At 66.5% G+C, this 21,396-nt stretch carries 21 protein-coding genes and 1 tRNA gene; 12 read left to right on the top strand and 10 right to left on the bottom strand.

Translation table 11 applies throughout. The features are described from left to right. Positions 1 to 70 precede the first annotated feature (70 nt). The gene (locus AC5Y4N_RS03140) at positions 71 to 922 is read left to right on the top strand and encodes an SDR family oxidoreductase (protein ID WP_499907010.1); all 852 of its coding nucleotides are present in this window, start codon (positions 71 to 73) and stop codon (positions 920 to 922) included. Between the two features lie 103 nt (positions 923 to 1,025). On the opposite strand, the gene AC5Y4N_RS03135 is transcribed toward AC5Y4N_RS03140, so the two are convergent. Next, entirely contained in the window at positions 1,026 to 1,154 is a 129-nt protein-coding gene (locus tag AC5Y4N_RS03135) for a hypothetical protein (RefSeq protein WP_499907008.1), read from the bottom strand. A gap of 66 nt (positions 1,155 to 1,220) precedes the next feature. Between AC5Y4N_RS03135 and AC5Y4N_RS03130 the strand changes: the two genes are divergently transcribed. Continuing rightward, positions 1,221 to 2,003, top strand: a complete 783-nt coding sequence (locus AC5Y4N_RS03130; RefSeq protein ID WP_499907006.1) for an enoyl-CoA hydratase/isomerase family protein — start codon at positions 1,221 to 1,223, stop codon at positions 2,001 to 2,003. Positions 2,004 to 2,021: 18 nt separating this feature from the next. On the opposite strand, the gene AC5Y4N_RS03125 is transcribed toward AC5Y4N_RS03130, so the two are convergent. Continuing rightward, positions 2,022 to 2,369, bottom strand: a complete 348-nt coding sequence (locus AC5Y4N_RS03125; protein WP_499907004.1) for a hypothetical protein — start codon at positions 2,367 to 2,369, stop codon at positions 2,022 to 2,024. A gap of 385 nt (positions 2,370 to 2,754) precedes the next feature. Here AC5Y4N_RS03125 and AC5Y4N_RS03120 point away from each other — a divergent pair, with 385 nt between their 5' ends. Both AC5Y4N_RS03120 and AC5Y4N_RS03115 read left to right on the top strand, forming a co-directional pair. Then, complete coding sequence (locus tag AC5Y4N_RS03120; protein ID WP_499907002.1) at positions 2,755 to 4,068, top strand: ammonium transporter; 1,314 nt, start codon at positions 2,755 to 2,757, stop codon at positions 4,066 to 4,068. 109 nt (positions 4,069 to 4,177) lie between these two features. Then, complete coding sequence (locus AC5Y4N_RS03115; protein ID WP_499907000.1) at positions 4,178 to 5,194, top strand: aldo/keto reductase; 1,017 nt, start codon at positions 4,178 to 4,180, stop codon at positions 5,192 to 5,194. 3 nt (positions 5,195 to 5,197) lie between these two features. On the opposite strand, the gene AC5Y4N_RS03110 is transcribed toward AC5Y4N_RS03115, so the two are convergent. Then, positions 5,198 to 7,417, bottom strand: a complete 2,220-nt coding sequence (locus AC5Y4N_RS03110; RefSeq protein WP_499906998.1) for an MDR family MFS transporter — start codon at positions 7,415 to 7,417, stop codon at positions 5,198 to 5,200. A 222-nt stretch (positions 7,418 to 7,639) separates the two neighbouring features. Between AC5Y4N_RS03110 and AC5Y4N_RS03105 the strand changes: the two genes are divergently transcribed. After that, a tRNA-Thr gene (locus AC5Y4N_RS03105) sits at positions 7,640 to 7,715 on the top strand. 4 nt (positions 7,716 to 7,719) lie between these two features. Here the strand turns inward: AC5Y4N_RS03105 and AC5Y4N_RS03100 are convergent. Continuing rightward, positions 7,720 to 8,409, bottom strand: coding sequence for a hypothetical protein (locus AC5Y4N_RS03100; protein ID WP_499906996.1), 690 nt, complete (start codon positions 8,407 to 8,409; stop codon positions 7,720 to 7,722). A 115-nt stretch (positions 8,410 to 8,524) separates the two neighbouring features. On the opposite strand from AC5Y4N_RS03100, the gene AC5Y4N_RS03095 reads away from it, so the two are divergent. Both AC5Y4N_RS03095 and AC5Y4N_RS03090 read left to right on the top strand, forming a co-directional pair. Beyond that, positions 8,525 to 9,244 carry a response regulator transcription factor gene (locus tag AC5Y4N_RS03095; protein ID WP_499906994.1) on the top strand — a complete coding sequence of 240 codons (720 nt, stop codon included), beginning with the start codon at positions 8,525 to 8,527 and terminating at the stop codon, positions 9,242 to 9,244. Positions 9,245 to 9,262: 18 nt separating this feature from the next. Further along, on the top strand, positions 9,263 to 10,717 hold the full coding sequence (locus tag AC5Y4N_RS03090; protein WP_499906992.1) for a sensor histidine kinase: 1,455 nt from the start codon (positions 9,263 to 9,265) through the stop codon (positions 10,715 to 10,717). On the opposite strand, the gene AC5Y4N_RS03085 is transcribed toward AC5Y4N_RS03090, so the two are convergent. Genes AC5Y4N_RS03085 through AC5Y4N_RS03075 form a run of 3 tightly spaced genes read right to left on the bottom strand, consistent with a single transcriptional unit; the run spans position 10,705 to position 13,365 of the window. Beyond that, positions 10,705 to 11,109 carry an HIT family protein gene (locus tag AC5Y4N_RS03085; protein ID WP_499906990.1) on the bottom strand — a complete coding sequence of 135 codons (405 nt, stop codon included), beginning with the start codon at positions 11,107 to 11,109 and terminating at the stop codon, positions 10,705 to 10,707. The two genes, AC5Y4N_RS03090 and AC5Y4N_RS03085, sit on opposite strands and share 13 nt — an antisense overlap. 28 nt (positions 11,110 to 11,137) lie before the next feature. Continuing rightward, complete coding sequence (locus AC5Y4N_RS03080; protein ID WP_499906988.1) at positions 11,138 to 11,581, bottom strand: nuclear transport factor 2 family protein; 444 nt, start codon at positions 11,579 to 11,581, stop codon at positions 11,138 to 11,140. Then, on the bottom strand, positions 11,578 to 13,365 hold the full coding sequence (locus AC5Y4N_RS03075) for an N-acyl-D-amino-acid deacylase family protein (protein WP_499906986.1): 1,788 nt from the start codon (positions 13,363 to 13,365) through the stop codon (positions 11,578 to 11,580). Before AC5Y4N_RS03075 ends, AC5Y4N_RS03080 begins: the two co-directional genes overlap by 4 nt. A 100-nt stretch (positions 13,366 to 13,465) precedes the next feature. On the opposite strand from AC5Y4N_RS03075, the gene AC5Y4N_RS03070 reads away from it, so the two are divergent. Beyond that, positions 13,466 to 14,080 carry a TetR/AcrR family transcriptional regulator gene (locus AC5Y4N_RS03070; protein WP_499906984.1) on the top strand — a complete coding sequence of 205 codons (615 nt, stop codon included), beginning with the start codon at positions 13,466 to 13,468 and terminating at the stop codon, positions 14,078 to 14,080. After that, entirely contained in the window at positions 14,073 to 15,650 is a 1,578-nt protein-coding gene (gene fadD1, locus AC5Y4N_RS03065; protein WP_499906982.1) for a fatty-acid--CoA ligase FadD1, read from the top strand. Before AC5Y4N_RS03070 ends, fadD1 begins: the two co-directional genes overlap by 8 nt. On the opposite strand, the gene AC5Y4N_RS03060 is transcribed toward fadD1, so the two are convergent. Both AC5Y4N_RS03060 and AC5Y4N_RS03055 read right to left on the bottom strand, forming a co-directional pair. After that, on the bottom strand, positions 15,647 to 16,411 hold the full coding sequence (locus AC5Y4N_RS03060; RefSeq protein WP_499907472.1) for an enoyl-CoA hydratase/isomerase family protein: 765 nt from the start codon (positions 16,409 to 16,411) through the stop codon (positions 15,647 to 15,649). The genes fadD1 and AC5Y4N_RS03060 overlap by 4 nt on opposite strands. Continuing rightward, entirely contained in the window at positions 16,408 to 17,292 is an 885-nt protein-coding gene (locus AC5Y4N_RS03055) for an SDR family NAD(P)-dependent oxidoreductase (protein WP_499906980.1), read from the bottom strand. The genes AC5Y4N_RS03060 and AC5Y4N_RS03055 overlap by 4 nt, the downstream gene beginning before the upstream one ends. Positions 17,293 to 17,596: 304 nt before the next feature. On the opposite strand from AC5Y4N_RS03055, the gene manT reads away from it, so the two are divergent. The 3 genes from manT to mmpH are packed head-to-tail and all read left to right on the top strand — an operon-like array spanning position 17,597 to position 20,666. Next, positions 17,597 to 18,850 (top strand): MMP alpha-(1->4)-mannosyltransferase, encoded by a 1,254-nt coding sequence (gene manT, locus AC5Y4N_RS03050; protein ID WP_499906978.1) that lies wholly within the window; start codon positions 17,597 to 17,599, stop codon positions 18,848 to 18,850. Next, positions 18,844 to 19,602: a class I SAM-dependent methyltransferase gene (locus AC5Y4N_RS03045; protein ID WP_499906976.1), complete on the top strand. Its 759-nt coding sequence runs from the start codon at positions 18,844 to 18,846 to the stop codon at positions 19,600 to 19,602. Before manT ends, AC5Y4N_RS03045 begins: the two co-directional genes overlap by 7 nt. Further along, positions 19,599 to 20,666: an MMP endo-(1,4)-3-O-methyl-alpha-D-mannosidase gene (mmpH, locus tag AC5Y4N_RS03040; RefSeq protein ID WP_499906974.1), complete on the top strand. Its 1,068-nt coding sequence runs from the start codon at positions 19,599 to 19,601 to the stop codon at positions 20,664 to 20,666. Before AC5Y4N_RS03045 ends, mmpH begins: the two co-directional genes overlap by 4 nt. Here mmpH and AC5Y4N_RS03035 read toward each other — a convergent pair. Then, entirely contained in the window at positions 20,659 to 21,309 is a 651-nt protein-coding gene (locus AC5Y4N_RS03035) for a class I SAM-dependent methyltransferase (RefSeq protein ID WP_499906972.1), read from the bottom strand. The genes mmpH and AC5Y4N_RS03035 overlap by 8 nt on opposite strands. Positions 21,310 to 21,396 lie beyond the last annotated feature (87 nt).

Genomic DNA, 21,396 nt, shown 5'->3' with positions numbered 1-21,396 from the left:
GCTGCACGATCGCGTCGGGCGTCGGCGCCGGTGTGGTTGGCCGGGACATCCGTGACGTACGCTCCCGATGATGTCTGACTTCGCAAAGCAATTCTCTTTGTCCGACCGGACGTACCTTGTCACCGGCGGCGGCAGCGGAATCGGCAAAGGCGTGGCCGCGGCACTGGTGAGCGCCGGTGCTCGCGTGATGATCGTCGGCCGCAATGCGGACCGGCTCGCCGACGCGGTGGCCGAAATCCAGGCGGGTGCTGACGGCGAAGGCGAGGTCCGCTATGAGCCGACCGATGTCACCAGCGAGGACGAGACGGGCCGAGCGGTCGAGGCGGCGGCTGCGTGGAGCGGGCGGCTGCACGGTGTGGTGCACTGCGCCGGTGGTTCGCAGACCATCGGCCCGATCACCCAGATCGATTCGGAGGCCTGGCAGCGCACCGTCGACCTGAACGTCAACGGGACGATGTACGTGCTGAAGCACTCGGCACGCGAGATGGTGCGCGGTGGCGGCGGCTCGTTCGTCGCGATCTCGTCGATCGCTGCGAGCAACACCCACCGGTGGTTCGGCGCGTACGGACCCACCAAGTCGGCGGTCGACCACCTGATGAAGGTGGCCGCCGACGAACTCGGACCATCGTGGGTGCGCGTCAACGGAATCCGGCCCGGACTGATCCGCACCGATCTGGTCGAGCCGATCATGCAAACCCCTGGTGTCCTGCAGGACTACCGCATCAACACCCCGCTGCCCCGGGTCGGCGAGGTCGAAGACGTCGCCATGCTGTCGCTGTTCTTGCTCAGCGATGCGGCGAGCTGGATCACCGGCCAGATCATCAACGTCGATGGCGGGCAGTCGCTGCGCCGCGGTCCGGACTTCACCGCGATGCTCGAACCGGTGTTCGGCGAAGAAGGGCTGCGCGGCGTCGTCACCTAGACCCGACGCGGCGCTCCACGAATTCCACTGTGACGGAGCAGCTTTCGCGCGCCGAGGCGGTTCGGTCGATCCGCTGCGGTCTGTCAGGTAGGTGCACATGAGCTCAACCCTTTAAGGGTGCGGCGAAGAAGTCGTCGATGCGGCGCCAGCTGTCCACCACCGCCTGCACGCGGTACGCCGGCCGGTCGACGGAGAAGAACGAGCGGATGGCATCTGGGCTGATCGACGTCATTGCGACCCTCCTGGTGTCGTGGTGCACGCCCCCCATATGGACAAGGCCTGTCGATAGGGTTGCCGAATGACCCAGTACGAGGCCATCGCTTTCGAACGCTCAGGTCCCATTTGCCGCATCACGTTGAACCGGCCCGACGCCGCGAACGCGATGAACGACACGATGACCCGTGAGCTCGCCGACGTGGCGCGGCGTTGCGACGACGACCGCACCAAGGTGGTGGTGCTCACTGGCGCAGGCCGGTTTTTCAGCGCCGGCGGAGACCTTCGCGGGATGGCCTCGTCCTCGACCACGCGCGGCCACTACGTCAAGACCATCGCCGACGACCTGCACCGGGCGATCTCGACGCTGGCCCGCACGGATGCGGTCGTCATCAGCGCGGTCAACGGGGCGGCCGCGGGGGCGGGTTTCAGCCTGGCGGTCACCGCTGACCTGGTCCTGGCAGCCGACACCGCATCGTTCACGATGGCCTACACCGCGGCAGGGCTCAGTCCCGACGGCAGTTCTTCGTTCTTTCTGCCGCGGCTGATCGGCATGCGCAAGACCCAGGAGCTTATGTTGACCAACCGCAAGCTGTCTGCTGCGGAGGCGTTGCAGTGGGGCTTGGTCACCGAAGTGGTGGCGGCCACTGAGCTCGCGGCACGCGTGGACGCACTGGCTGACCAAATAGCAAGCGGCGCAAAAGGATCCGCCTCGGCCGTGAAGAAGCTGCTGCTGACGTCGTTCAGGGCCGGGCTCGAGGAGCAAATGGAATTGGAGGGCCGGCTCATCGCGGCGTGCGCGGACTCCGCTGACGGGAACGAGGGCATCACCGCGTTTCTGGAGAAGCGCCGACCCCAGTTCGCGTGAGGCGGTTCGACACACCCCCTATATCGGGACCCAACTCCAGGCGTTGAACCGCGGATCCCAGATCGGCTTCAGCTGCTGTGGCAGCGGCTGCGGGCCGTCGGGCGTCATCTGAAAGGCGAACGGCACGGGGACCGGAGGAGGTGGTGGTGGCGGCGGCGCCCAGGGTGGCGCCCACGGCTGCGCCCACGAGGGCGCGGCTTGATACCAGTCCGGCGCCGGTGGCAATGGATAACACAGCTTGGCGACCGGATCCCACGTGCGGCCGCCGCAGTCGGCCCAGCCGACCGCCGGCGAGGCGATCGCCGCTGCCATCGGCGCTGCCGACATCACGAAGATCGCGGCCATCCGTCGCACTCGCTTGCTCATCGCCACAGCTCCTCGCAAGAAACGCCCAATGACGGCTTCAGCTTATGCGCACCGGCAACGTCATTGCGCGGTTCGGGTGCGCTTCGCGGGTTTAGCTCATCGCACAGGCGGGAAGCATTCTGCTTGAGCGGCGAGCTGTTCGAGAGGGTTGCGCGTAGATGGGCTCGTCGTGGAGGCGATCCGCAGGTGCGGCCCCGACGTTGAGCCACCAGCGTCGACCTGACGATCGCCGACAATTCTGCTCGAGGCCATTCGGCCTTCTCGTGAGCGTCCGGTAACCCCACCGCAACACGAAACATCCCCGAAACACTCTTGCCGCGCGGACGAAACGCGCCGACGACATCCTCGTCGGGACCGTCAGAAGAAGCTCGTCAAAGGAGCCGGCGTGCATTCGATCGATCCCGCGGCGACCGCTTGGCTGTTGGCCAGCACCGCTCTGGTGTTGCTGATGACGCCCGGCTTGGCGATCTTCTACGGCGGAATGGTGCGGACAACGGGTGTCCTCAACATGATCATGATGAGCTTCATCGCGATCCCGCTGGTGACCGTGGCCTGGTTGCTCGTCGGCTACACACTGGCCTTTTCCGGCAACGGCGCAGGCGGGCTGCTCGGCGACCTTTCGCACGTCGCGATGGCGGGCATCGCACCGGACACCGCCCACGGCGCGGTGCCGGAACTGCTGTTCGCCACCTTCCAGCTTGCGTTCGCGATCGTCACCGCCGCTCTGGTGAGCGGCGCTATTGCCGACCGCGCGAAGTTCTCGGCCTGGATGGTGTTCGTTCCCCTCTGGGCCGTCGCGGTCTACGCCGTGGTGGCGCACTGGGTGTGGGCGCCCGGCGGCTGGCTGTTCAAGCTCGGTGTCCTCGACTACGCCGGCGGTCTGGTGGTCGAGATCGTCTCCGGCGCGTCCGCGCTGGCGCTGGCGCTGGTGCTGGGTCCGCGTATCGGGTTCAAGAAGGACGCGATGCGCCCGCACAACCTGCCGTTCGTGTTGCTCGGTGTCGGCCTGCTGTGGTTCGGGTGGTTCGGGTTCAACGCTGGTTCGGCGTTAGCGGCCAACGGAACCGCGGCAGCGATCTTCCTCAACACCCTCGTGGCCGGGTGTCTCGGCATGCTCGGTTGGCTGGCGGTGGAACGGATTCGCGACGGCAAGCCCACGACGTTCGGTGCGGCATCGGGTGTCGTCGCTGGCTTGGTCGCAATCACTCCGTCGTGCGGAACGGTCAACACCCTCGGCGCAGCAGTTGTGGGCGTGGCGGCGGGCATCGTGTGCTCGTTCGCGATCGGGTTGAAGTTTCGATTCGGCTATGACGATTCGCTCGACGTGGTGGGCGTGCACTTCGTGGGTGGCCTCGTGGGCGTGCTGTTGATCGGTCTGCTGGCCACCCAGGTGATGACGGGCGGTCCGCAAGGGCTGTTCTATCACGGCGGATTCGCGCAGCTGGGCAGACAGGCGCTTGCCGCGGCGGTGGTCGGGTTGTACGCGTTCGCGATGTCGTTCGGGCTGGCGAAGGCCATCGACAAGCTGATGGGTTTTCGGGTGAGCGCCGAGGACGAGAAGACTGGCGTCGATTTCACCCAGCACGCCGAGTCTGCATACGCCGAAGGCGTGCATGGGTACCAGCCGTCGCGGCGGCCCGCTATCTTCGGCGACCTCGGTTCACACACTTCGCCGGCTGAGGCGGCAGACGAAAGCTGACCGCAGCGGGCATAGCCTCGGCCGCAGACATGTTGTAGGGGCGGTCAGCGCCTTGACCGGGCACGCGCTGCGATGCCGAAATGGGCCATGTGAATACGAGGAGCAGATGATGACCACTCCGGTTCCGACTGTCAAACTCGGCGACGGACTGACGGTGAGCGCGATCGGCTTCGGTGCGATGGCGTTGACCCCGGTCTACGGCTCGGTCGACGACACCGAATCGCTTGCGACACTTCATCATTGCCTCGACATCGGCGTCACCTTCATCGACACTGCGAACGTATACGGTGGGGGTGACAACGAACGGCTCATCGCCAAGGTCTTACAGGACCGCCGCGACGAGGTAACCCTCGCAACGAAATTCGGCATCCAGGGTAACCCGGCGGACCGGGCGGCGGGCCGCCCGTCGGTTCGCGGAGATGCCGCTTACGTCCGGCAATGCATCGACGAGAGTTTGCGCCGGCTGGGCACCGACGTGGTCGATCTCTACTACATGCATCGCCGCGACCCGAAGGTGCCGATCGAGGAGACGGTGGGCGCGATGGCCGAGCTGGTAGCCGCCGGTAAGGTGCGGCACCTGAGGTTGTCAGAGGTGACGGCCGACGAGCTTCGAGCTGCCGTCGCCGTACACCCGATCGCCGCCGTGCAGAGCGAGTGGTCGATCTGGAGCCGCGACGTGGAGCGCCGGGTCGTGCCGACCGCCGCCGAACTTGGCGTCGGTTTTGTGCCGTACTCACCGCTGGGCCGGGGTTTCCTCACTGGCACCATCCGTTCGGCCGACGATTTGGCGTCGGGCAGTGACTTTCGCCGCAACATGCCGCGATTCCGCGACGGCGCCCTCGATGCCAACTTCGCGGTGGTCGACGTGATCAAGTCGGTCGCCGAGGAATTGGCAGCCACCCCCGCACAGGTGGCGTTGGCGTGGCTGATTCAGCGTGGCGAGACGTTCGGCGTGACAACGGTGCCCATTCCGGGAACCCGACGGTCCGCGAGGGTGGACGAAAACGTGGGTGCGTTGGCGGTGGCGCTTGGTGCGGAGCAGTTGGCCGCGCTGGATGGCGTGGCGTCGAAGGTGGCCGGGGACCGCTTCGAAGACCTCACCTGGGTTTCGGCCGGCCGCGAGTAGCGGTCAGCGCCATCGGCCTCGGTGTCCCGGTTGCGGCCGGGCGGGCGGTGGCGGGCCGCCAATGTCTTTGCGCGGCGGGCGAATTCGTACCGGCCGGGTTGGCTCGTTGCCGGGCACTCGAGGCGCCTGGCTCTGCATCGGGCGGGTGGGTGCGTTGGGAGAAGGCGGTGAGATCCGCATGCGGAACGGGCGTGTGCTGTCGTCGGACCAGTCGCGCTGAACGAGGACGTTTTGGGAGATCCGCTGCAAAGCGGTGTGCACGCGCTGGCGATCGGGTCGTCCCTCGAACTCCGACGAGCGGGCGAGCTGGTCGGTCAGCCAGCCGACGAGGCTCTCGCGGACATACTCGATCTGGTGAGCGCCCGTTGGCGTCAACCAGAAGCGGTCACCGGTGCGCTGTGCGTAACCTCCGGCGACGAGCTGATGGAACGGCGGCTCCACCACCTCGCGAGGTATCCGGTAGTGCTCGGCGATGTCGCCGAGACGTGCTTCACCGGCGGCTTGGGCGAAGCGGTAGATCTGGAGCAGCGCCCACAGTTGAGCCACATCGAGTTGGCTTCCGGGGCGGCTGGCCAGCGTACGCAGCTGGACGCCGGAGGCTTGGCGCAGGAGCCGACCGACCGCATTCTCGAGTACTTGCTGCGAGGTTTCGTTGGTGGGCATCGCGAAGCCCTCGCCTATGTCGGCGCTGTGCCCGGCGGCGGTGTTGCGCAGCGGGACCTGCTTGAGGAAGAGCGCCAACACAAATCCGACGACGGCAACCGGTGCAGCGCAGAGGAATACGAGATCGAGCGCGTCGGCGTAGGCGCCGATGATCGGGGCGGCCGTCCGGTGGGGCAGCTGATGTAGTGCTTCGGGTGATTGGGCCGCGACCGGGGGCGCGCCGCTGACGCTGAGCGCGCCGCCGATCCGATCGGACAGGAAGTTGGCGAACAGCGAGCCGAAGATCGCCGCGCCGAACGAGCTGCCGATGGTCCGGAAGAACGTCACCCCGGAGGTGGCCACGCCGAGGTCGGCGAAGTCGACAGTGTTCTGCACGATCAGGATCAGCACCTGCATGCACATGCCGATGCCGGCACCCAGCACCAGCAGGCTCAATGACTGCTCGAGCGCCGAGGTGTCGGCATCCATTCGGGACAGCAGCAGAAAACCCACGGCCATCACCGCGGTGCCGGCCACGGGAAATACCTTGTAGCGGCCGGTGCGCCCGACGATGACACCACTGGTCATCGAGGTGACTAAGAGGCCGGCGACCATCGGAAGCGTCCGCAGTCCCGACACAGTCGCCGACACCCCGTCGACGAATTGCATGTAGGTCGGCAAGAACGTCAAGGCGCCCAACATCGCGAAGCCGACCACGAACGAGAGCACGCAGCACACCGTGAATACCGGATCAGCGAACAGCCGAATAGGCAGAATCGGTTCGGCCGCTCGCAATTCGACGAACACGAAAACCGCGAGCGCCAGGGCAGAGCCGACGAACAGGCCGATGATCATGGGCGAGGACCACGCGTAGGTGCTGCCACCCCAACTGGTGGCCAGGGTCAAACCGGTCGCGGCCAGCCCGACGAACACGATGCCCGCGTAGTCGATCACCGGTCGCGCCGTTCGGCCCAGCGCCGGGATCGCGGCGACGGCGACGGCGATCACCACTGCGCCCACCGGAACGTTGATCCAAAACGCCCATCGCCAACTCAGGTGGTCGGTGAAGAACCCACCCAGCAGCGGCCCGATGACGGTGGTGACACCGAACACGGCGCCCAGTGCGCCTTGATAGCGGCCGCGTTCACGCAACGGAATTACCTCGCCGATCACGGCGGTGGCGGTCACCATGATCGCGCCGCCGCCGACGCCCTGCAGTGCGCGTGAAACCACCAGCATGGCCATCGACCCCGCGACGCCGCAGAGCACCGACCCCACGAGAAAGAAGAGCACGCCGGTGATGAAGACGGTCTTGCGGCCGAAGAGATCTCCGAGCTTGCCGACGATGGCGGTGACGATCGTCGACGCGAGCAGATAGCTCGTCACCACCCATGACTGGTGGCCGGCGCCGCCCAAGTCGGCCACCACGGTGGGCAGTGCGGTGGCCACGATGGTCTGGTCGAGGGCGGCCAGCAGCATGCCGAGCAAGATCGCGACGAAGATGACGTTGCGCCGCTGAGCAGTCACCTGACCGCCGCGCGGCTGCGGCGCAGGGCGCTCACGCGTGGTCTCAGCGGTCATGGCGGGTTTCTCCTGGTGCTGCGCGGCATGCTCGGCGGCGGCATCGCCGGCGGCGCCGATCCTGCAGCCAAGGTACCCGCCGCATGCATCGCAAAGATTGCCCGGTGCCGTGACCGGTGACCTCGGACACCGACACTTCGCCTTCGGCCCCAGCAATGGCCGCGCAGCACCAGTCGATCATCTGCGTCGTAGAATCGCGCAAGACTCAGCGAGTCGACCCCTGCCGCGTTAGCTCAGTTGGTAGAGCGTCGCCCTTGTAAGGCGAATGGCGAGAGTTCGAGTCTCTCACGCGGCTCCAGTTGTCAGCGCTCGTCGTCGTTTTCGATGATGCGTTCCGACGGCACGATCGGTCGTGCAGGACGCCGGGGCCGTGCCCGCAGGGCGAACCGGTCGGCGATGTTGGTGAGCGGACTCGTCATCGTGCTCAACGATTCGACCGCATCCCTGAGCATGTCCACCGTCGGCGACAACGCCTCCAAGTTCGGCGCCAACCGGTTCATCGTCTCAGCGACAAAGGCGATCTGTTCCAGCGGACCGTTGCGGGCCGTCAGCATGTCCACCAGACCGCCCTTTGCCATCAATCTCTCGAGCAGGCCATCCTCGGACAGCAACCGCTCGACCAGTCCCTCTTCGGCAAGCAACTGATCGACCAACCCGCCGGGCGCCACCGCACGTTCCAGGACGCCGCCTTCCGCCATGAGCCGGTCGATCGGACCACCGGGCCGCATCAGCTGCTCGACGGGGCCACCCGGCGCCAACGCGCGGCCCAGCGGTGCGTTGTCGTCGAGCATGCGGGCGAGGCGGTTGGCTTTGTCGATCGTCGAGTCGATGTTGCGCAGGCCGATCGAGCCCTGCGTCTCACCCGCGTCACCCAGCGCCTTGCGCGCCAGACCCACTCCGAGGCTCGCGGCGGACAAGCTCGCATCAGCGGCGGCCAAGCCGATTTTCGCCGGGGCGATGAAGACCGTCGCCATCCGTTTGCTCAGGTCCATGTTCGTAGTCTAGGCACTTCACACGCGGTTTCCGCGCACGCGCGATCTCGAACTCACAGCAAGCTCCCAGGTATGCTGCAGCTTTCCCTCAACCGGGGGGTGGACATTGTCCGGCATGAGTGCGGCACCGCTAGCAGACCCGCAACCCGAAGCCAAAGTGTTGGTGGTCGACGACGAGACCAACATCGTCGAGTTGCTCTCCGTCAGCCTGAAGTTCCAGGGTTTCGAGGTCCATACCGCATCGAACGGTCCGGCCGCTCTCGATCGTGCCCGCGAGGTGCGGCCCGACGCGGTGATCCTCGACGTGATGATGCCCGGCATGGACGGGTTCGGTGTGCTGCGCCGACTGCGCGCTGACGGCATCGACGCCCCGGCGCTGTTCCTGACGGCTCGAGATACGTTGCAGGACAAGATAACTGGTCTGACCCTCGGCGGCGACGACTACGTCACCAAACCGTTCAGCCTCGAAGAAGTGGTTGCACGGCTGCGGGTGATCCTGCGCCGCGCCGGTAAGGGAAGCGAACAACCTCGCAGCGCGCGGCTGACGTTCGCCGACATCGAACTCGACGAAGAGACCCATGAAGTGTGGAAGGCCGGCGAACCGGTGTCGCTGTCGCCCACCGAGTTCACCCTCTTGCGGTATTTCATGATCAACGCTGGCACCGTGCTGAGCAAGCCGAAGATCCTCGACCACGTCTGGCGCTACGACTTCGGCGGTGACGTCAACGTCGTCGAGTCCTATGTGTCCTATCTGCGCCGCAAGATCGACACCGGCGAGAAGCGCCTGCTGCACACCCTGCGCGGCGTCGGATACGTGCTTCGTGAACCGCGCTAGGAGCGGACAATAAGGGCCATGCCCTTCCAGCGCCCCCAAGGTGTGCCCCTTCGGGTGAGCCTCGTGGCCGCGATGCTGGTACTCGTCGGTTTTGGTTTGCTGGCGTCGGGCATCGCCGTGACCTCGATCCTGCGCCACAGCCTGATCAACCGCGTCGACCAAACCTTGATGGACGCCTCCCGCGGCTGGGCGCAGGCGCCCCGCCGGTTACCCCAGCCGCCCATCGAGGGTCCCAACCCGGCACGGCCGCCGTCGAACTTCTACGTGCGCGGCATCGGTCCCGATGGCCGGACCTGGATGGCCATCAACGACCGCGACGCTGAACCGGCCCTGCCCGACGACAACGACGTGGGCGACCAGCCCGTCACCGTCGGCTCGATCGACGATTCCAACACTCAGTGGCGGGCCGTCACCGTGCACGGCGGCCGCGGTGAACTGATCACCGTGGCCATGGACCTGTCCGACGTCCAGTCGACGGTCCGCGCGCTGACCTGGTCGCAGGTCGGCATCGGGCTCGCAGTGCTGCTGGTGCTCGGCATTGCGGGCTACATCGTGGTGCACCGCAGCCTACGGCCGCTGGCCGAAGTGGAACAGACGGCGGCCGCGATCGCCGCCGGACAGCTCGACCGCCGCATCCCGCAGCGCGACCCGCATACCGAGGTCGGCCGACTTTCCTTGGCGCTCAACGGAATGCTCGCGCAGATCCAGCGCGCGGTGGCCGCTTCCGACCTGTCGGCCGCCCAGGCGCGCACCTCCGAGGAACGGATGCGGCGCTTCATCACTGACGCCAGCCACGAACTGCGAACCCCGTTGACGACGATCCGCGGGTTCGCCGAACTGTACCGGCAAGGCGCTGCCCGTGACGTCGAGATGCTGATGTCGCGCATCGAAAGCGAGTCGCGCAGAATGGGTTTGCTTGTCGAGGACCTGCTTCTGCTGGCGCGCCTCGACGCCCAACGTCCACTCGAACAGCACCGCGTCGACCTTCTCGCGCTTGCCACCGACGCCGTGCACGACGCTCAGTCGATCGCACCGAACCGCCGCATCACCATGGAAGTGTTCGACGGCCCCGGCACACCGGAGGTGATCGGTGACGAGGCCCGTCTGCGCCAGGTGCTGAGCAACTTGGTGTCGAATGCACTGCAGCACACGCCCGACACCGCAGCCATCACAGTGCGCGTCGGGACCGCCGGCGACGACGCGGTGCTCGAGGTCATCGACGAGGGTCCCGGCATGAGCGAGGACGACGCGCAGCGGGTGTTCGAGCGCTTCTACCGCGCGGATTCGTCGCGCGCCCGCGCCAGCGGCGGCACAGGTCTGGGTTTGTCGATCGTCGACTCGCTGGTGTACGCGCACGGCGGCACCGTCAGCGTCGTCACCGCGCCCGGCCAGGGCTGCCGGTTTCAGGTGCATCTGCCCCGGATCGCCGACGTGGCCGCGCCGGATATGCAGGAGCCAGCTCAGGTCAGTTGAGCCAGCGCCTCTTTGATTTTCGCCTGCGCCTCGTCCAGTGATTCCTCCGATGGATTGCGGTCGACGTTCGCGAAGCCGAAATCGGTGAGGTTGTAGGCGGGGAACACATGGACGTGGAGGTGAGGAACCTCCAGCCCGGCGATGATCAGCCCGGCGCGCTCCGCGCCGAACGCCTTGCACACCGCCTTTCCGATCAACTGCGCCACGCCCATCACCTTGTTGAACGCCTGCGGGTCGACGTCTTGCCATTGGTCGATCTCCGCGCGCGGAACCACCAGCGTGTGGCCTTGCGTCATCGGCTGGATCGTCAGGAATGCGACGACCTCGTCGTCCTCGTACACGAAACGTCCCGGCAGTTCGCCGTTGATGATTTTGGTGAACACAGTCGCCATGGGCACGAGCATGCACCGGTGGCCGACGTCAGATCAAGCCGGTCGCGTCGAACAGCCACGAGGTGTCGGCGCCTGCCAGCTGCTCCAGCCAGTCCGGCGGCGCCTGCGCGGTCAGCGTGCCCATGTCCCAATAGTCTTTCCACAGCGCGATTTTCCCGTCGACCACGCGGTGCACGGTGACGAACGGCAGCACTGCTGTCTCACCGCTCGGCCATGTCCATGTCTCCGAGTGCTCGTACATCGCGTCGGTGCCGTTGGTGAGCAGCAGCCCGTCGTGGTTGACGTAGTGGGCCAGCGGCTCCAGACCGATCTTCAGCCGCTTGACAATGTCGACGGGTCCCCGAGCGGCAGCGGTCGGACCGACCGGCATATCGACGTAGATGCAGTCGTCGGCGAGGAGCCGTTGCACCGCATCCCAGTCGCGGCGCGAAAGCGCTTGCCAGAGAGCGAGAATGGCGTCCGCTACGTTCATACTGCGGCCGCCGTCGGCTCGCCGCTGTAGGCCGGCGCGCTGGACGTGGCGCCCGCGCGCAGAAAGCGGCCGGTGCGCTGCTTGCCGACGATCTCGGTGGGCTGCCCGTCGCGGACGACAACGCGTCCGGCCACCAGCACCGCACTCACCGTCGCGTCGTTGCGATTCACCATCCGTGACAGCCCGGCATACTGCTGCACCTTCTCCTCTGCATACGCGTCGAGCGATGCGTCGAGATGGTCGGGATCGACTACCACCACGTCGGCGCGATCGCCAATGCGTAGATGCCCCGCGTCGAGCTGGTACCAGTCGGCGAGTTCGCCGGTGAGCCGATGCACCGCCTGCTCGACCGACATGAACGGTGTCCCAGCGGTTTCGGCGTCGCGCACATGCCTCAGCAGCCGCAGCCCGAAGTTGTAGAACGCCATGTTGCGCAGGTGCGCTCCGGCGTCGGAGAAGCCCATCTGGATAGCCGGGTCTCGCGCCAGCTTTCTCAGCACGGCGGGCCGGTGATTGGAAATCGTCGTGCGCCAACGCAAGGCGGTACCGTACTCGAGGACCAGGTCGAGGAACGCGTCGACTGGGTGCAGCCCTCGCTCCTTGCCCACGTCGCCGAACGACTTGCCGACCAACGAATAATCCGGGCAATTGACGATCTGCGCGTCGAAGAAGTCGCGGTGCCACACCCGCGGCCCGTACTTGCTGTCGTAGTCCTTGCGGAACTGCCTGCGATAATTCTCGTCGCGCAGCAGCTGATTGCGGGCAACCTCCTCTTTGAGGTGCAAAGCCGCTGCGCCCGAACCGAACTCCTCGAAGATCACCAAGTCGATGCCGTCGGCGTACACCTCGAACGGCACCGGAAGGTGCTGCCAACGGAAGTCGGCACCGAGCGCGTTGACCGCCCGCGCCAGCGGGCCCGTCGCGTGGACGACGAACGGGTTGGCCTTGATGTCGGCCGCCGACAACAGGCTGGTCTTCAACGGCTTGCGGATGATGCCCAGCGACTGGGCGATCTGCGAGCCGACGTCGAGCGGGTTCTGGATATCCGGGCCGGACTGCAGGATTCGGCCGCGCCGCCGCAGCAGCGACTTCAGCCGGCGCAATTCGCGGGGTCTGGCGTACGTCGACGGCAGCGTGCGTGACCGGCAGGTGTCGCCGTCGAGCCTGTCGAAAAGCAGCTGCTGGCTTGACATTCCGACGAAGCCCGCGTCCAGCGCGTCGGTGAGCATCCGTTCCATGCATGCCTGCTCGGCGTCGGTGGGCCGCACGTCCTTGCGAGTGGCCCGGTCCAGGCCCATGGTTGCCGCCCGCATGTCGGAATGGCCGATGAACGCGGCCACATTCGGCCCGAGTGGACGCGCTTGTAGCGCGTCGACGTATTCGCGGGAGTTGGCCCAGGTCTTGTTCTTCTCGACAGCTCTGATGACGTGCTCCCGGGGGATCGCCTCGACGCGCCCGAACAGGTCACCGGCGTCCACCGCGTCCACGTGGACGGTCGACAGCGAACAGGACCCGAGCAGCACCGTCGTCACGCCGTGACGCAGCGACTCCGACAGCGACGGCCCTTCGAGCACCTCGATGTCGTAATGGGTGTGAACGTCGACCATGCCCGGAAGCACCCACTTGCCCGAGGCGTCGATCACCTGCGGGGAGCCGGTCTCGTCGAGCGGGTGCGGGCTGATCGCGGCGACTCGTCCATCGCGGATGCCGATGCTGCGGATTGCCGACGGACCGCCTGAGCCGTCGAACCAGCGGCCGTTACGGATGATCGTGTCGAAGCCCATCCCGACATACAAGCGGCTCGATCGACATGCGTCAAGAACCTTTGACGCGCGTCAAAATGCCCGCTAGCGTGACGTCAGTCCGGCGTGGAAAGGGGAACGCGTGCGCACGCCCACCGACCGGCGCCAGCCGCCACGCAGCGATCAGCGGCGCGTCGCGATTCTGGAGTCGCTGCATCACCATCTGCAGGAGTCGAGCTTCGAGTCGATCAACATCGCCGACATCTCTCGCCGCGCGGGCGTCACCCGGTCCGCCTTCTACTTCTACTTCGAAAACAAGGCGGCCGCGGTCGCCGCGCTCATGGAGCAGATGTACGACGACGCGTTCGTCGCCACCGATCTGCTGACCCAGGCGGATACGACGCCGGAGCGCCGGATCCGGGCGATGACGGACGCGCTGTTCGACACCTGGCAACGCCATCAGTACCTGTTCCAAGCAATGCTCGAAGCCCGCGCCAGCAGCGCCGCGGTCCGGGAGATGTGGGACAGCGACCGGCAGTCGTTCGTACCGGCCGTCGCGTCGATGATCGAGACGGAACGCCGGGCCGGTCGCGCCCCCGGCGGACCGGATGCAACAGTGCTTGCCAGCATGCTTTTGGAGTTCAACGACCGGCTGCTCGAGCGGCTGACCGTCGGCGGCCCGCTCTCACATGAACAGCTCAAGGACGGCGCCGTGGCGATCTGGTTGCGCACGATCTACGGGGCAGGCCATGACTGACACTGTGCAGCAACTGCTTCGGGCCCGCATGGACGATGGCGCAGTTGCGGTGAAGCACGAGGACCGGCAGTGGACGTGGCGCGAGCATCTGGGTGAGGCGGCCCGGGCGGCGGCAGCGCTGCTCGCCCTCGCCGACCCCGATCGCCCCATGCATGTCGGTACGCTGCTGGGCAACAGTCCCGACATGCTCACCCAGATGGCGGCCGCCGGGTTGGGCGGATATGTGTTGTGCGGCATCAATACCACGCGCCGGGGTGCGGCTCTGGTTGCTGACATGAGGCGCGCCGACTGCCAGATACTGGTCACCGATGCCGCGCACCGGCCATTGCTCGACGGTCTCGACCTGACCGGGATCCGTCTGCTGGACACGTCGACCGAAGAGTGGCGACGGCTGGTGAAGGACGCCGGCGAACTGCGCCCGCATCGCGAAGTCGGCGCGATGGACACCTACATGATGATCTTCACCTCCGGCACCAGCGGTGACCCCAAGGCGGTACAGGTGTCGCACTTCATGGTGCTGATGTCGGGACAGGCTCTGGCGGAACGTTTTTCGATCACCCGGAACGATACGTGCTATGTGTCGATGCCGCTGTTTCACTCCAACGCCGTGGTCGCAGGCTGGGCTGTGGCGCTGGTGAGCGGCGCGGCGATCGCACCGGCGAAGTTCTCGGCATCGAACTTCCTGCACGACATCCGCCGTTACGGCGCCACCTACATGAACTACGTCGGCAAACCACTGGCCTATGTGCTCGCCACCCCGGAACACTCCGACGACGCAGACAACCCGCTGCGCGTCGCGTTCGGCAACGAGGCCAGCGACCGCGACATCGAGGAGTTCGGGCGGCGCTTCGGCGTCCAAGTATGGGACGGCTTCGGGTCCACCGAGAACGCGGTGATCGTGACCCGCGAGCCGGACACCCCGAAAGGCTCTATCGGAAAAGGCTTTCCAGGTGTCGCGATCTACGACAGCGAGACGCTGCAGGAGTGCCCGGTCGCGCGCTTCGACAAGGACGGCGCACTGGTCAACGCCGACGAAGCCATCGGTGAACTGGTGAACACCCAAGGCACCGGGTTCTTCACGGGCTACTACAACGACGACGCCGCCAATGCCGAACGCACGCGACACGGGATGTACTGGTCGGGCGACTTGGCCTACCGGGACGCTGACGGCTGGATCTACCTCGCCGGCCGGACCGCGGACTGGATGCGGGTGGACGGTGAAAACCTCGCAGCGGCACCCATCGAGCGAATCCTGTTGCGGCTACGGCAGTGTAACCGCGTCGCAGTGTATGCGGTCCCCGACGAGAACGTCGGGGACCAGGTGATGGCCGCCATCGTGCTGCAGGACGGCGCCACATTGACACCGTCGGCGTTCGAGGAGTTCCTCTCTGCGCAGTCCGATCTGTCGCCGAAGGCGTGGCCCCGGTACGTGCGAATCGCCTCGGATCTGCCCAGCACCGCCACGCACAAGGTCCTCAAGCGAGCGCTGATCGCGCAGGGTGCGACCGCCGGCGACGGCGAACTGTGGGTGCGCGACCCACGCGGCACAACCTATCGCCGACGCGACTAGCTCTTGTCCTGGCCGCGCGACGCGAACTCCTGCAGCGCGGCGGCATTGGCTGCGGCCCCCACCAGCTCCACGAAACAGGCCTTCTCTCGTTCGATGGCGGCGTCGATCTGCGGGCGCAGCGGTGCGGCCATGGTGGTCTTGACCGCCATCAGACTCGGAATCGGTTTGGCCGCAAGCACGTCCGCGTGCCGATACGTCTCTGCGAGTAGCTCGTCCGGCTCGCAGACCTTCCACACCAGTCCCATTTCGTATGCTTGCTGAGCGTTGATCCACTCGGACGACAGCAGGATCCAGGCGGCATTCTGCCGACCCACCTGGCGCGGCAACAGGTATGACGACGCAGCCTCGGGTGCGACGCCCAGACTGGTGAACGGGCACTTCAGTCGCGCATTGCTGGACATGAACGCCAGATCGGCGAAGCCGAGGATCGTCGCGCCGATGCCGACGCCGACACCGTTGACCGCGCAGATCAACGGCTTGGGAAACCCGGCGAGCTCGTCGAGCATCGTGAAAAACCCGTGCTGGCCGCCGTCGCCGCGCGGATTGGTGATGTTCTGCTGCATCTCGACGAGGTCGGCGCCCGCGCTGAACGCCCGCCCGGCGCCGGTGATCACGACCACGGCGACGTCTGGTTCGTCGGCGGCATCTGAAAGCGCCTGAGCCGTTTGGATGTACAGCGCCTCGTTGAATGCGTTGAGCGCCTCGGGGCGGTTCAGCGTCAGCGTGCGCACACGGTTGTCGTCGGAGATGAGCAGCATCAGTGCGACCTCTCTGGGTTGACCATGGTGTGAAGTTCGGCGAGTGACCACGGCGGCGAGTCGGCGTGGTCGCGGTAGCCGAGGACGGTGGGTGTGGGCCGGTCGAATTTGCCGACGAAACCGCCTGAGGCGACGAAGATCTGGCCGGTGACGCCAGCGGCCATGTCACTGGCCAGATAGGCGTAGATGGGCGCCGCGTACTCCGGCGGGGGTGCGTCCAAGGCGATTTCGGCCGCCGTGTCGTCGAGCAGACCGCGCCGCTGCAGCCGGACGATCTGGTCTTCGTAGTCGCGGCCGCTGGACAGCCGCGTCTTGGCGCCCGGGCAGACGACGTTGGCGCGCACGCCGTGTTCTTTCAGCTCGGCGGCAATCGCGAGGGTCAGCCCGTTGACGGCGCCTTTGCCGGCCGGATAGCCGGTGCCGCCATAGTCGCCGAGGAACGCGAACGAGCTTGTGTTCACGATCGCGCCGCTGCGTTGGGCGGCCATCTTCGGCGCGGCCGCGCGACACGTGTGGAAGACCGTCCACAGATGTGCGTCGAGAAGCTCGGCGAACTCCGCGGTGGTGACGTTCAGGATCGACGACCCGGGCGGTTCCGGGATGCCGGCGCAGTTGACGAGGACGTCGATCCGGCCGAACTCGCGCTCGCAGGCGGCGACCAACTCGTTTGCCGTCGCTTCGTCCGAAGGCGAGCCGGCGTGGGCGACGGCGCGGCTGCCGCTTTGAACGATCGATGCGGCGGTACTTTCGGCCGCGTCGGGGTCGCGGCCATTGACGACGACGCTCGCGCCGCACCGGCCGAGGAGTGCGCAGACGGCCTTGCCTATCCCACGGCTACCGCCCACCACCACTGCGGCGCGGCCCGCTAGCAGGCGTTCGTCCATGTCTGCCGCTCCCGTCGCGCGTTGCGCCCATGTGGGTGTCGAACTATAGTCCGGACACATGTCCAGCTACCGTCCGAGTTTCGCATGAGCGCGCCGGCCTCGCGCACAGGGCCCGCGCTGGGCGGTGCGGACGCGGCGGCCGGCGACCGTCTGCTCTGATGGTGTCGGCTTGCGACCTGCTGAGATGCCACTGCGCCACCCGCGCCCGGATCGCCGCACGTCATATGGCAGATTCGAGTCTCGAAGATGCGAGAGCGCTGCCGACAGCGCACCGTAGTCGGGCGAGCGAACGGAAAGAGTGAGTATGCGGATTGCCTTGTTGTCGTATCGCAGTAAGACGCACTGCGGTGGGCAGGGAGTCTACGTCCGGCATCTCAGCCATGGGTTGGTGGAGCTCGGCCATGAGGTGGAGGTGTTCTCCGGTCAGCCCTATCCCGAACTGCTCGACCCGCGGGTGCGCTTCACCGAAGTGCCCAGCCTCGACCTCTACCGCGAACCGGACCCGTTCCGAGTGCCCTGGCCCAACGAGATTCGCGATCGGATCGACCTTCTGGAGTTGGTGACGATGTGGTCGGCCGGTTTCCCCGAGCCCCGCACGTTCAGTCTGCGCGCCGCGCGGCTGCTCGCCAAGCGGGCCGGCGACTTCGACGTCGTGCACGACAACCAGAGCCTCGGCACCGGGTTGCTCAAAATCGCCGCCACGGGGCTGCCGGTGGTGGCCACCGTCCATCATCCGATCACCCGCGACCGGATCCTGGATCTGGCCGCGGCATCGTGGTGGCGAAAACCGTTGGTGCACAGATGGTATGGCTTTTTGAAAATGCAGCAGCACGTTGCCCGTCAGATTCCAGAGCTGCTGACGGTGTCGTCGTCGTCGGCCACCGACATCGCCACCGACTTCGGGGTGTCACCAGATCAGCTACACGTCGTCCCCCTGGGCGTCAACACCACGATGTTCAAACCCTCGGCGACACCGCGCCGGCCGGGCCGGATCATCGCGATCGCCAGCGCTGACACCCCGCTCAAAGGTGTGGCGACGCTGCTGCAGGCGGTGGCGAGACTGCGCGTCGAACGTGACCTAGAGCTCCAACTGGTCGCCAAAGTCGAGCCGAACGGCCCCACACACAAGCTCATTGCAGAACTCGGGATCTCCGACATCGTCCACGTCACCAGTGGACTGCCGGACGAGGAACTTGCCGCGTTGTTCGCCTCCGCGGAGGTGGCGTGCATACCCTCGCTCTACGAAGGGTTTTCGCTGCCCGCGGTGGAAGCCATGGCCAGCGGCACGCCGGTCGTGGCCAGCCGGGTGGGCGCACTGCCCGAAGTGCTGGGCACCGACGGCACCTGCGCCGAATTGGTGCCGCCTGCCGACGTCGGCGAATTGACCCGTGCGCTAGGGGCACTGCTGGACTCCCCACACAAGCGGCGCAAGCTCGGTGAAGCCGGCCGCCGCCGTGCGCTCGAAGTGTTCAGCTGGGAATCGGTGGCCGCGCAGACTGTGCGTGTGTACGAACAGGCGATCGCCAGAGTGTCCGGTAGAAGGAATGATGAATGCTGACAGTGGATTTCGACCGGCTTGGCATCGGGCCGTCGACCAAAGTGATCGACGTGGGCTGCGGTGCGGGACGGCACGCCTTCGAGGCGTACCGGCGCGGCGCAGACGTCGTGGCGTTCGACCAGAACGCTGAGGAAGTTCGCGGCGTCCAGGAGATTCTGACCGCGATGGCGCAGGGCGGTGAGGCGCCGCCGAGCGCCAAGGCCGAGGCGGTGGTGGGTGACGCCGCGGCCCTGCCGTATGCCGACGAGACGTTCGACTGCGTGATCGCCTCGGAGATACTCGAGCACATTCCCGACGACGACGCAGTGATCGCCGAGCTGATCCGTGTCTTGAAAGTCGGTGGGACGCTTGCTGTTACAGTCCCACGCTGGTTTCCCGAGCAGGTGTGCTGGTGGCTTTCCGACGAGTATCACAGCAACGAGGGCGGCCACGTGCGCATCTACCGGGCCAGCGCCCTGCGCGACAAGTTCGCGGCGGCCGGTCTGACCCGCACGCGTACGCATCACGCGCACGGTTTGCACTCACCGTTCTGGTGGCTCAAATGTGCAGTAGGGGTGTCGCGTCCGCAGCATCCCGCGGTGGCCGCTTATCACAAGATGCTGGTGTGGGATCTGACCCGCCGACCCGTGCTCACCCGGGCGGCAGAAGCGGTGCTCAATCCGCTGGTGGGAAAGAGTGTGGCCATGTATTTCGTCAAGCCGCTGCAAGCGCGGGTTCTCGCCGGTCGGGCAGACAACCGGGGCACCGCATGAGGCGCAGTCACGAATTGCCTTCTGTGCCGGGCGTTCTCACCGAAGAGCAGTGCAGGCAGACGGCACTGTCGATCGCTGCCGCGCAGGAGTCGTCAGGTGCGATTCCGTGGTTCCCCGGCGGGCACACCGACCCGTGGGATCACGTGGAATGTGCGATGGCGCTGACCGCCGCGGGTCTTTTCGGGCCGGCGCGGGCGGCGTTCGAGTGGTGCCGCCAGATGCAGCGCGCGGATGGCTCGTGGCCCATCCAGCTACGGGGCGGGGCTGTCGAGGACGCGAACAGCGACAGCAACTTCTGCGCGTACATCGCGGCGGGGGTGTGGCACCACGTGCTGGTCACCGGTGACCGGGGTTTCGCCACCGCGATGTGGCCCGTGGTCAGCGCCGCGATGGACTTCGTGCTGGATCTGCAGATCGGGTATGGCGAGATTTGTTGGGCTCGAAGCGAAATCGGCCCAGTACCAGAAGCGTTGCTGACCGGCTGTGCGAGCGTTTTCCACAGCATGAGGTGCGCGTTGGCGCTCGCCGAGTTCCTCGGTGAGCCGCAGCCGGAATGGGAAGTGGCCGTCGGCCGGTTGGGCCACGCGATCGTCGCGCACCCGGATGCGTTCCAGGAGAAGGACCGTCACTCGATGGATTGGTACTACCCGATCCTCGGCGGCGCACTGCGCGGCCCGGCAGCCACCGCCCGAATCGAGCGGCGGTGGAGAGATTTCGTCGTCACCGGTTTGGGAGTGCGGTGCGTCGCCGACCGGCCGTGGGTGACCGGCGCCGAAACCTGCGAGCTGGTGATGGCTCTGGACGCCATCGGCTATCGCGGCGCGGCTATCGAGCAGTTCACGGCGATGCAGCATCTGCGTGAGGAAGACGGATCGTATTGGACCGGGCTGGTGTTCGCCGACGGCAAGCGGTGGCCGGAAGAGCGGACCACGTGGACGGGCGCCGCGATGATCCTTGCCGCCGACGCGTTGTCGGGCGCCACTCCCGCCAGCGGCTTGTTCCGCGGCACCGAGCTGCCGCTGGGCCTGCAAGCCGACTTCGACTGCGTCTGCGTGACTACGTGACGTCGTCGCCGGCCTGGCCGCCCGTCCGCTCCAGGACCCGCAGCGAGCCGGTCGCCGACACTTGCTGGAACTGACCGGAATCGATTGCGCGACAATAGATGTGATATGGCGCCTGACCACCCTCGGTGGGATTGGGAAAGACGTCGTGGATGATCAGCGCGCCGCCGCGGGTGACCCACTTCGCCCAGCCGTCGAAGTCCGCCCTGGCGGCCGCTTCGCTGTGGCCGCCGTCGATGAACACCATCTGCAGCGGGGTGGCCCAGCCCTTGGCGACGGTGGTCGACTTGCCGACGACGGCGACCACATGGTCGTCGAGGTCTGCCGCGTCAAGCGTGCGTCGAAGCGTCGGCAGCGTGTCGAACCGACCGGTGACCGGATCGACCATCGACGCGTCGTGATATTCCCAACCCGGCTGGTGTTCCTCGGAGCCGTGGTGGTGGTCGACGGTGTACAACACGCTGTTTCGCTGTTGTGCGGCGGCACCGAGCAAGAGCGTGGATTTGCCGCAGTAAGTACCGATTTCCACGCCGACACCGTCGCGCAGGTACTGCAGCGCCGCCTCGTAGAGCGCACGGCCCTCGTCAGCCGGCATGAATCCGGTGACTTGCTCCGCGAGGGCGAAAAGCTGCTGGGTGTCGGTCATGTTCTCAACTTAACGCCTGGATTCTGTCGGTCGGGTGGCAGGGCGATTGCTCGCATGGATGTGATCCAGTAGTGTCTGGACACGTGT

It is taken from the genome of Mycobacterium sp. NGS19 (assembly GCF_059813155.1).
Note: the sequence above shows the minus strand (reverse complement) of the source record. Positions and strands in the feature narration are given on the sequence as shown.

Excerpts from the sequence above, each read along its gene's own strand:
- AC5Y4N_RS03085 (WP_499906990.1), bottom strand. The coding sequence starts at position 11,109 with ATGGCGACTGTGTTCACCAAAATCATCAACGGCGAACTGCCGGGACGT.
- mmpH (WP_499906974.1), top strand. The coding sequence starts at position 19,599 with ATGAGGCGCAGTCACGAATTGCCTTCTGTGCCGGGCGTTCTCACCGAA.
- AC5Y4N_RS03125 (WP_499907004.1), bottom strand. The coding sequence starts at position 2,369 with ATGAGCAAGCGAGTGCGACGGATGGCCGCGATCTTCGTGATGTCGGCA.
- AC5Y4N_RS03045 (WP_499906976.1), top strand. The coding sequence starts at position 18,844 with ATGCTGACAGTGGATTTCGACCGGCTTGGCATCGGGCCGTCGACCAAA.
- AC5Y4N_RS03080 (WP_499906988.1), bottom strand. The coding sequence starts at position 11,581 with ATGAACGTAGCGGACGCCATTCTCGCTCTCTGGCAAGCGCTTTCGCGC.
- AC5Y4N_RS03055 (WP_499906980.1), bottom strand. The coding sequence starts at position 17,292 with ATGGACGAACGCCTGCTAGCGGGCCGCGCCGCAGTGGTGGTGGGCGGT.
- AC5Y4N_RS03140 (WP_499907010.1), top strand. The coding sequence starts at position 71 with ATGTCTGACTTCGCAAAGCAATTCTCTTTGTCCGACCGGACGTACCTT.
- manT (WP_499906978.1), top strand. The coding sequence starts at position 17,597 with ATGCGGATTGCCTTGTTGTCGTATCGCAGTAAGACGCACTGCGGTGGG.
- AC5Y4N_RS03090 (WP_499906992.1), top strand. The coding sequence starts at position 9,263 with ATGCCCTTCCAGCGCCCCCAAGGTGTGCCCCTTCGGGTGAGCCTCGTG.
- AC5Y4N_RS03095 (WP_499906994.1), top strand. The coding sequence starts at position 8,525 with ATGAGTGCGGCACCGCTAGCAGACCCGCAACCCGAAGCCAAAGTGTTG.
- AC5Y4N_RS03135 (WP_499907008.1), bottom strand. The coding sequence starts at position 1,154 with ATGACGTCGATCAGCCCAGATGCCATCCGCTCGTTCTTCTCCGTCGAC.
- AC5Y4N_RS03115 (WP_499907000.1), top strand. The coding sequence starts at position 4,178 with ATGACCACTCCGGTTCCGACTGTCAAACTCGGCGACGGACTGACGGTG.
- AC5Y4N_RS03130 (WP_499907006.1), top strand. The coding sequence starts at position 1,221 with ATGACCCAGTACGAGGCCATCGCTTTCGAACGCTCAGGTCCCATTTGC.
- AC5Y4N_RS03110 (WP_499906998.1), bottom strand. The coding sequence starts at position 7,417 with ATGACCGCTGAGACCACGCGTGAGCGCCCTGCGCCGCAGCCGCGCGGC.
- fadD1 (WP_499906982.1), top strand. The coding sequence starts at position 14,073 with ATGACTGACACTGTGCAGCAACTGCTTCGGGCCCGCATGGACGATGGC.
- AC5Y4N_RS03075 (WP_499906986.1), bottom strand. The coding sequence starts at position 13,365 with ATGGGCTTCGACACGATCATCCGTAACGGCCGCTGGTTCGACGGCTCA.
- AC5Y4N_RS03035 (WP_499906972.1), bottom strand. The coding sequence starts at position 21,309 with ATGACCGACACCCAGCAGCTTTTCGCCCTCGCGGAGCAAGTCACCGGA.
- AC5Y4N_RS03100 (WP_499906996.1), bottom strand. The coding sequence starts at position 8,409 with ATGGACCTGAGCAAACGGATGGCGACGGTCTTCATCGCCCCGGCGAAA.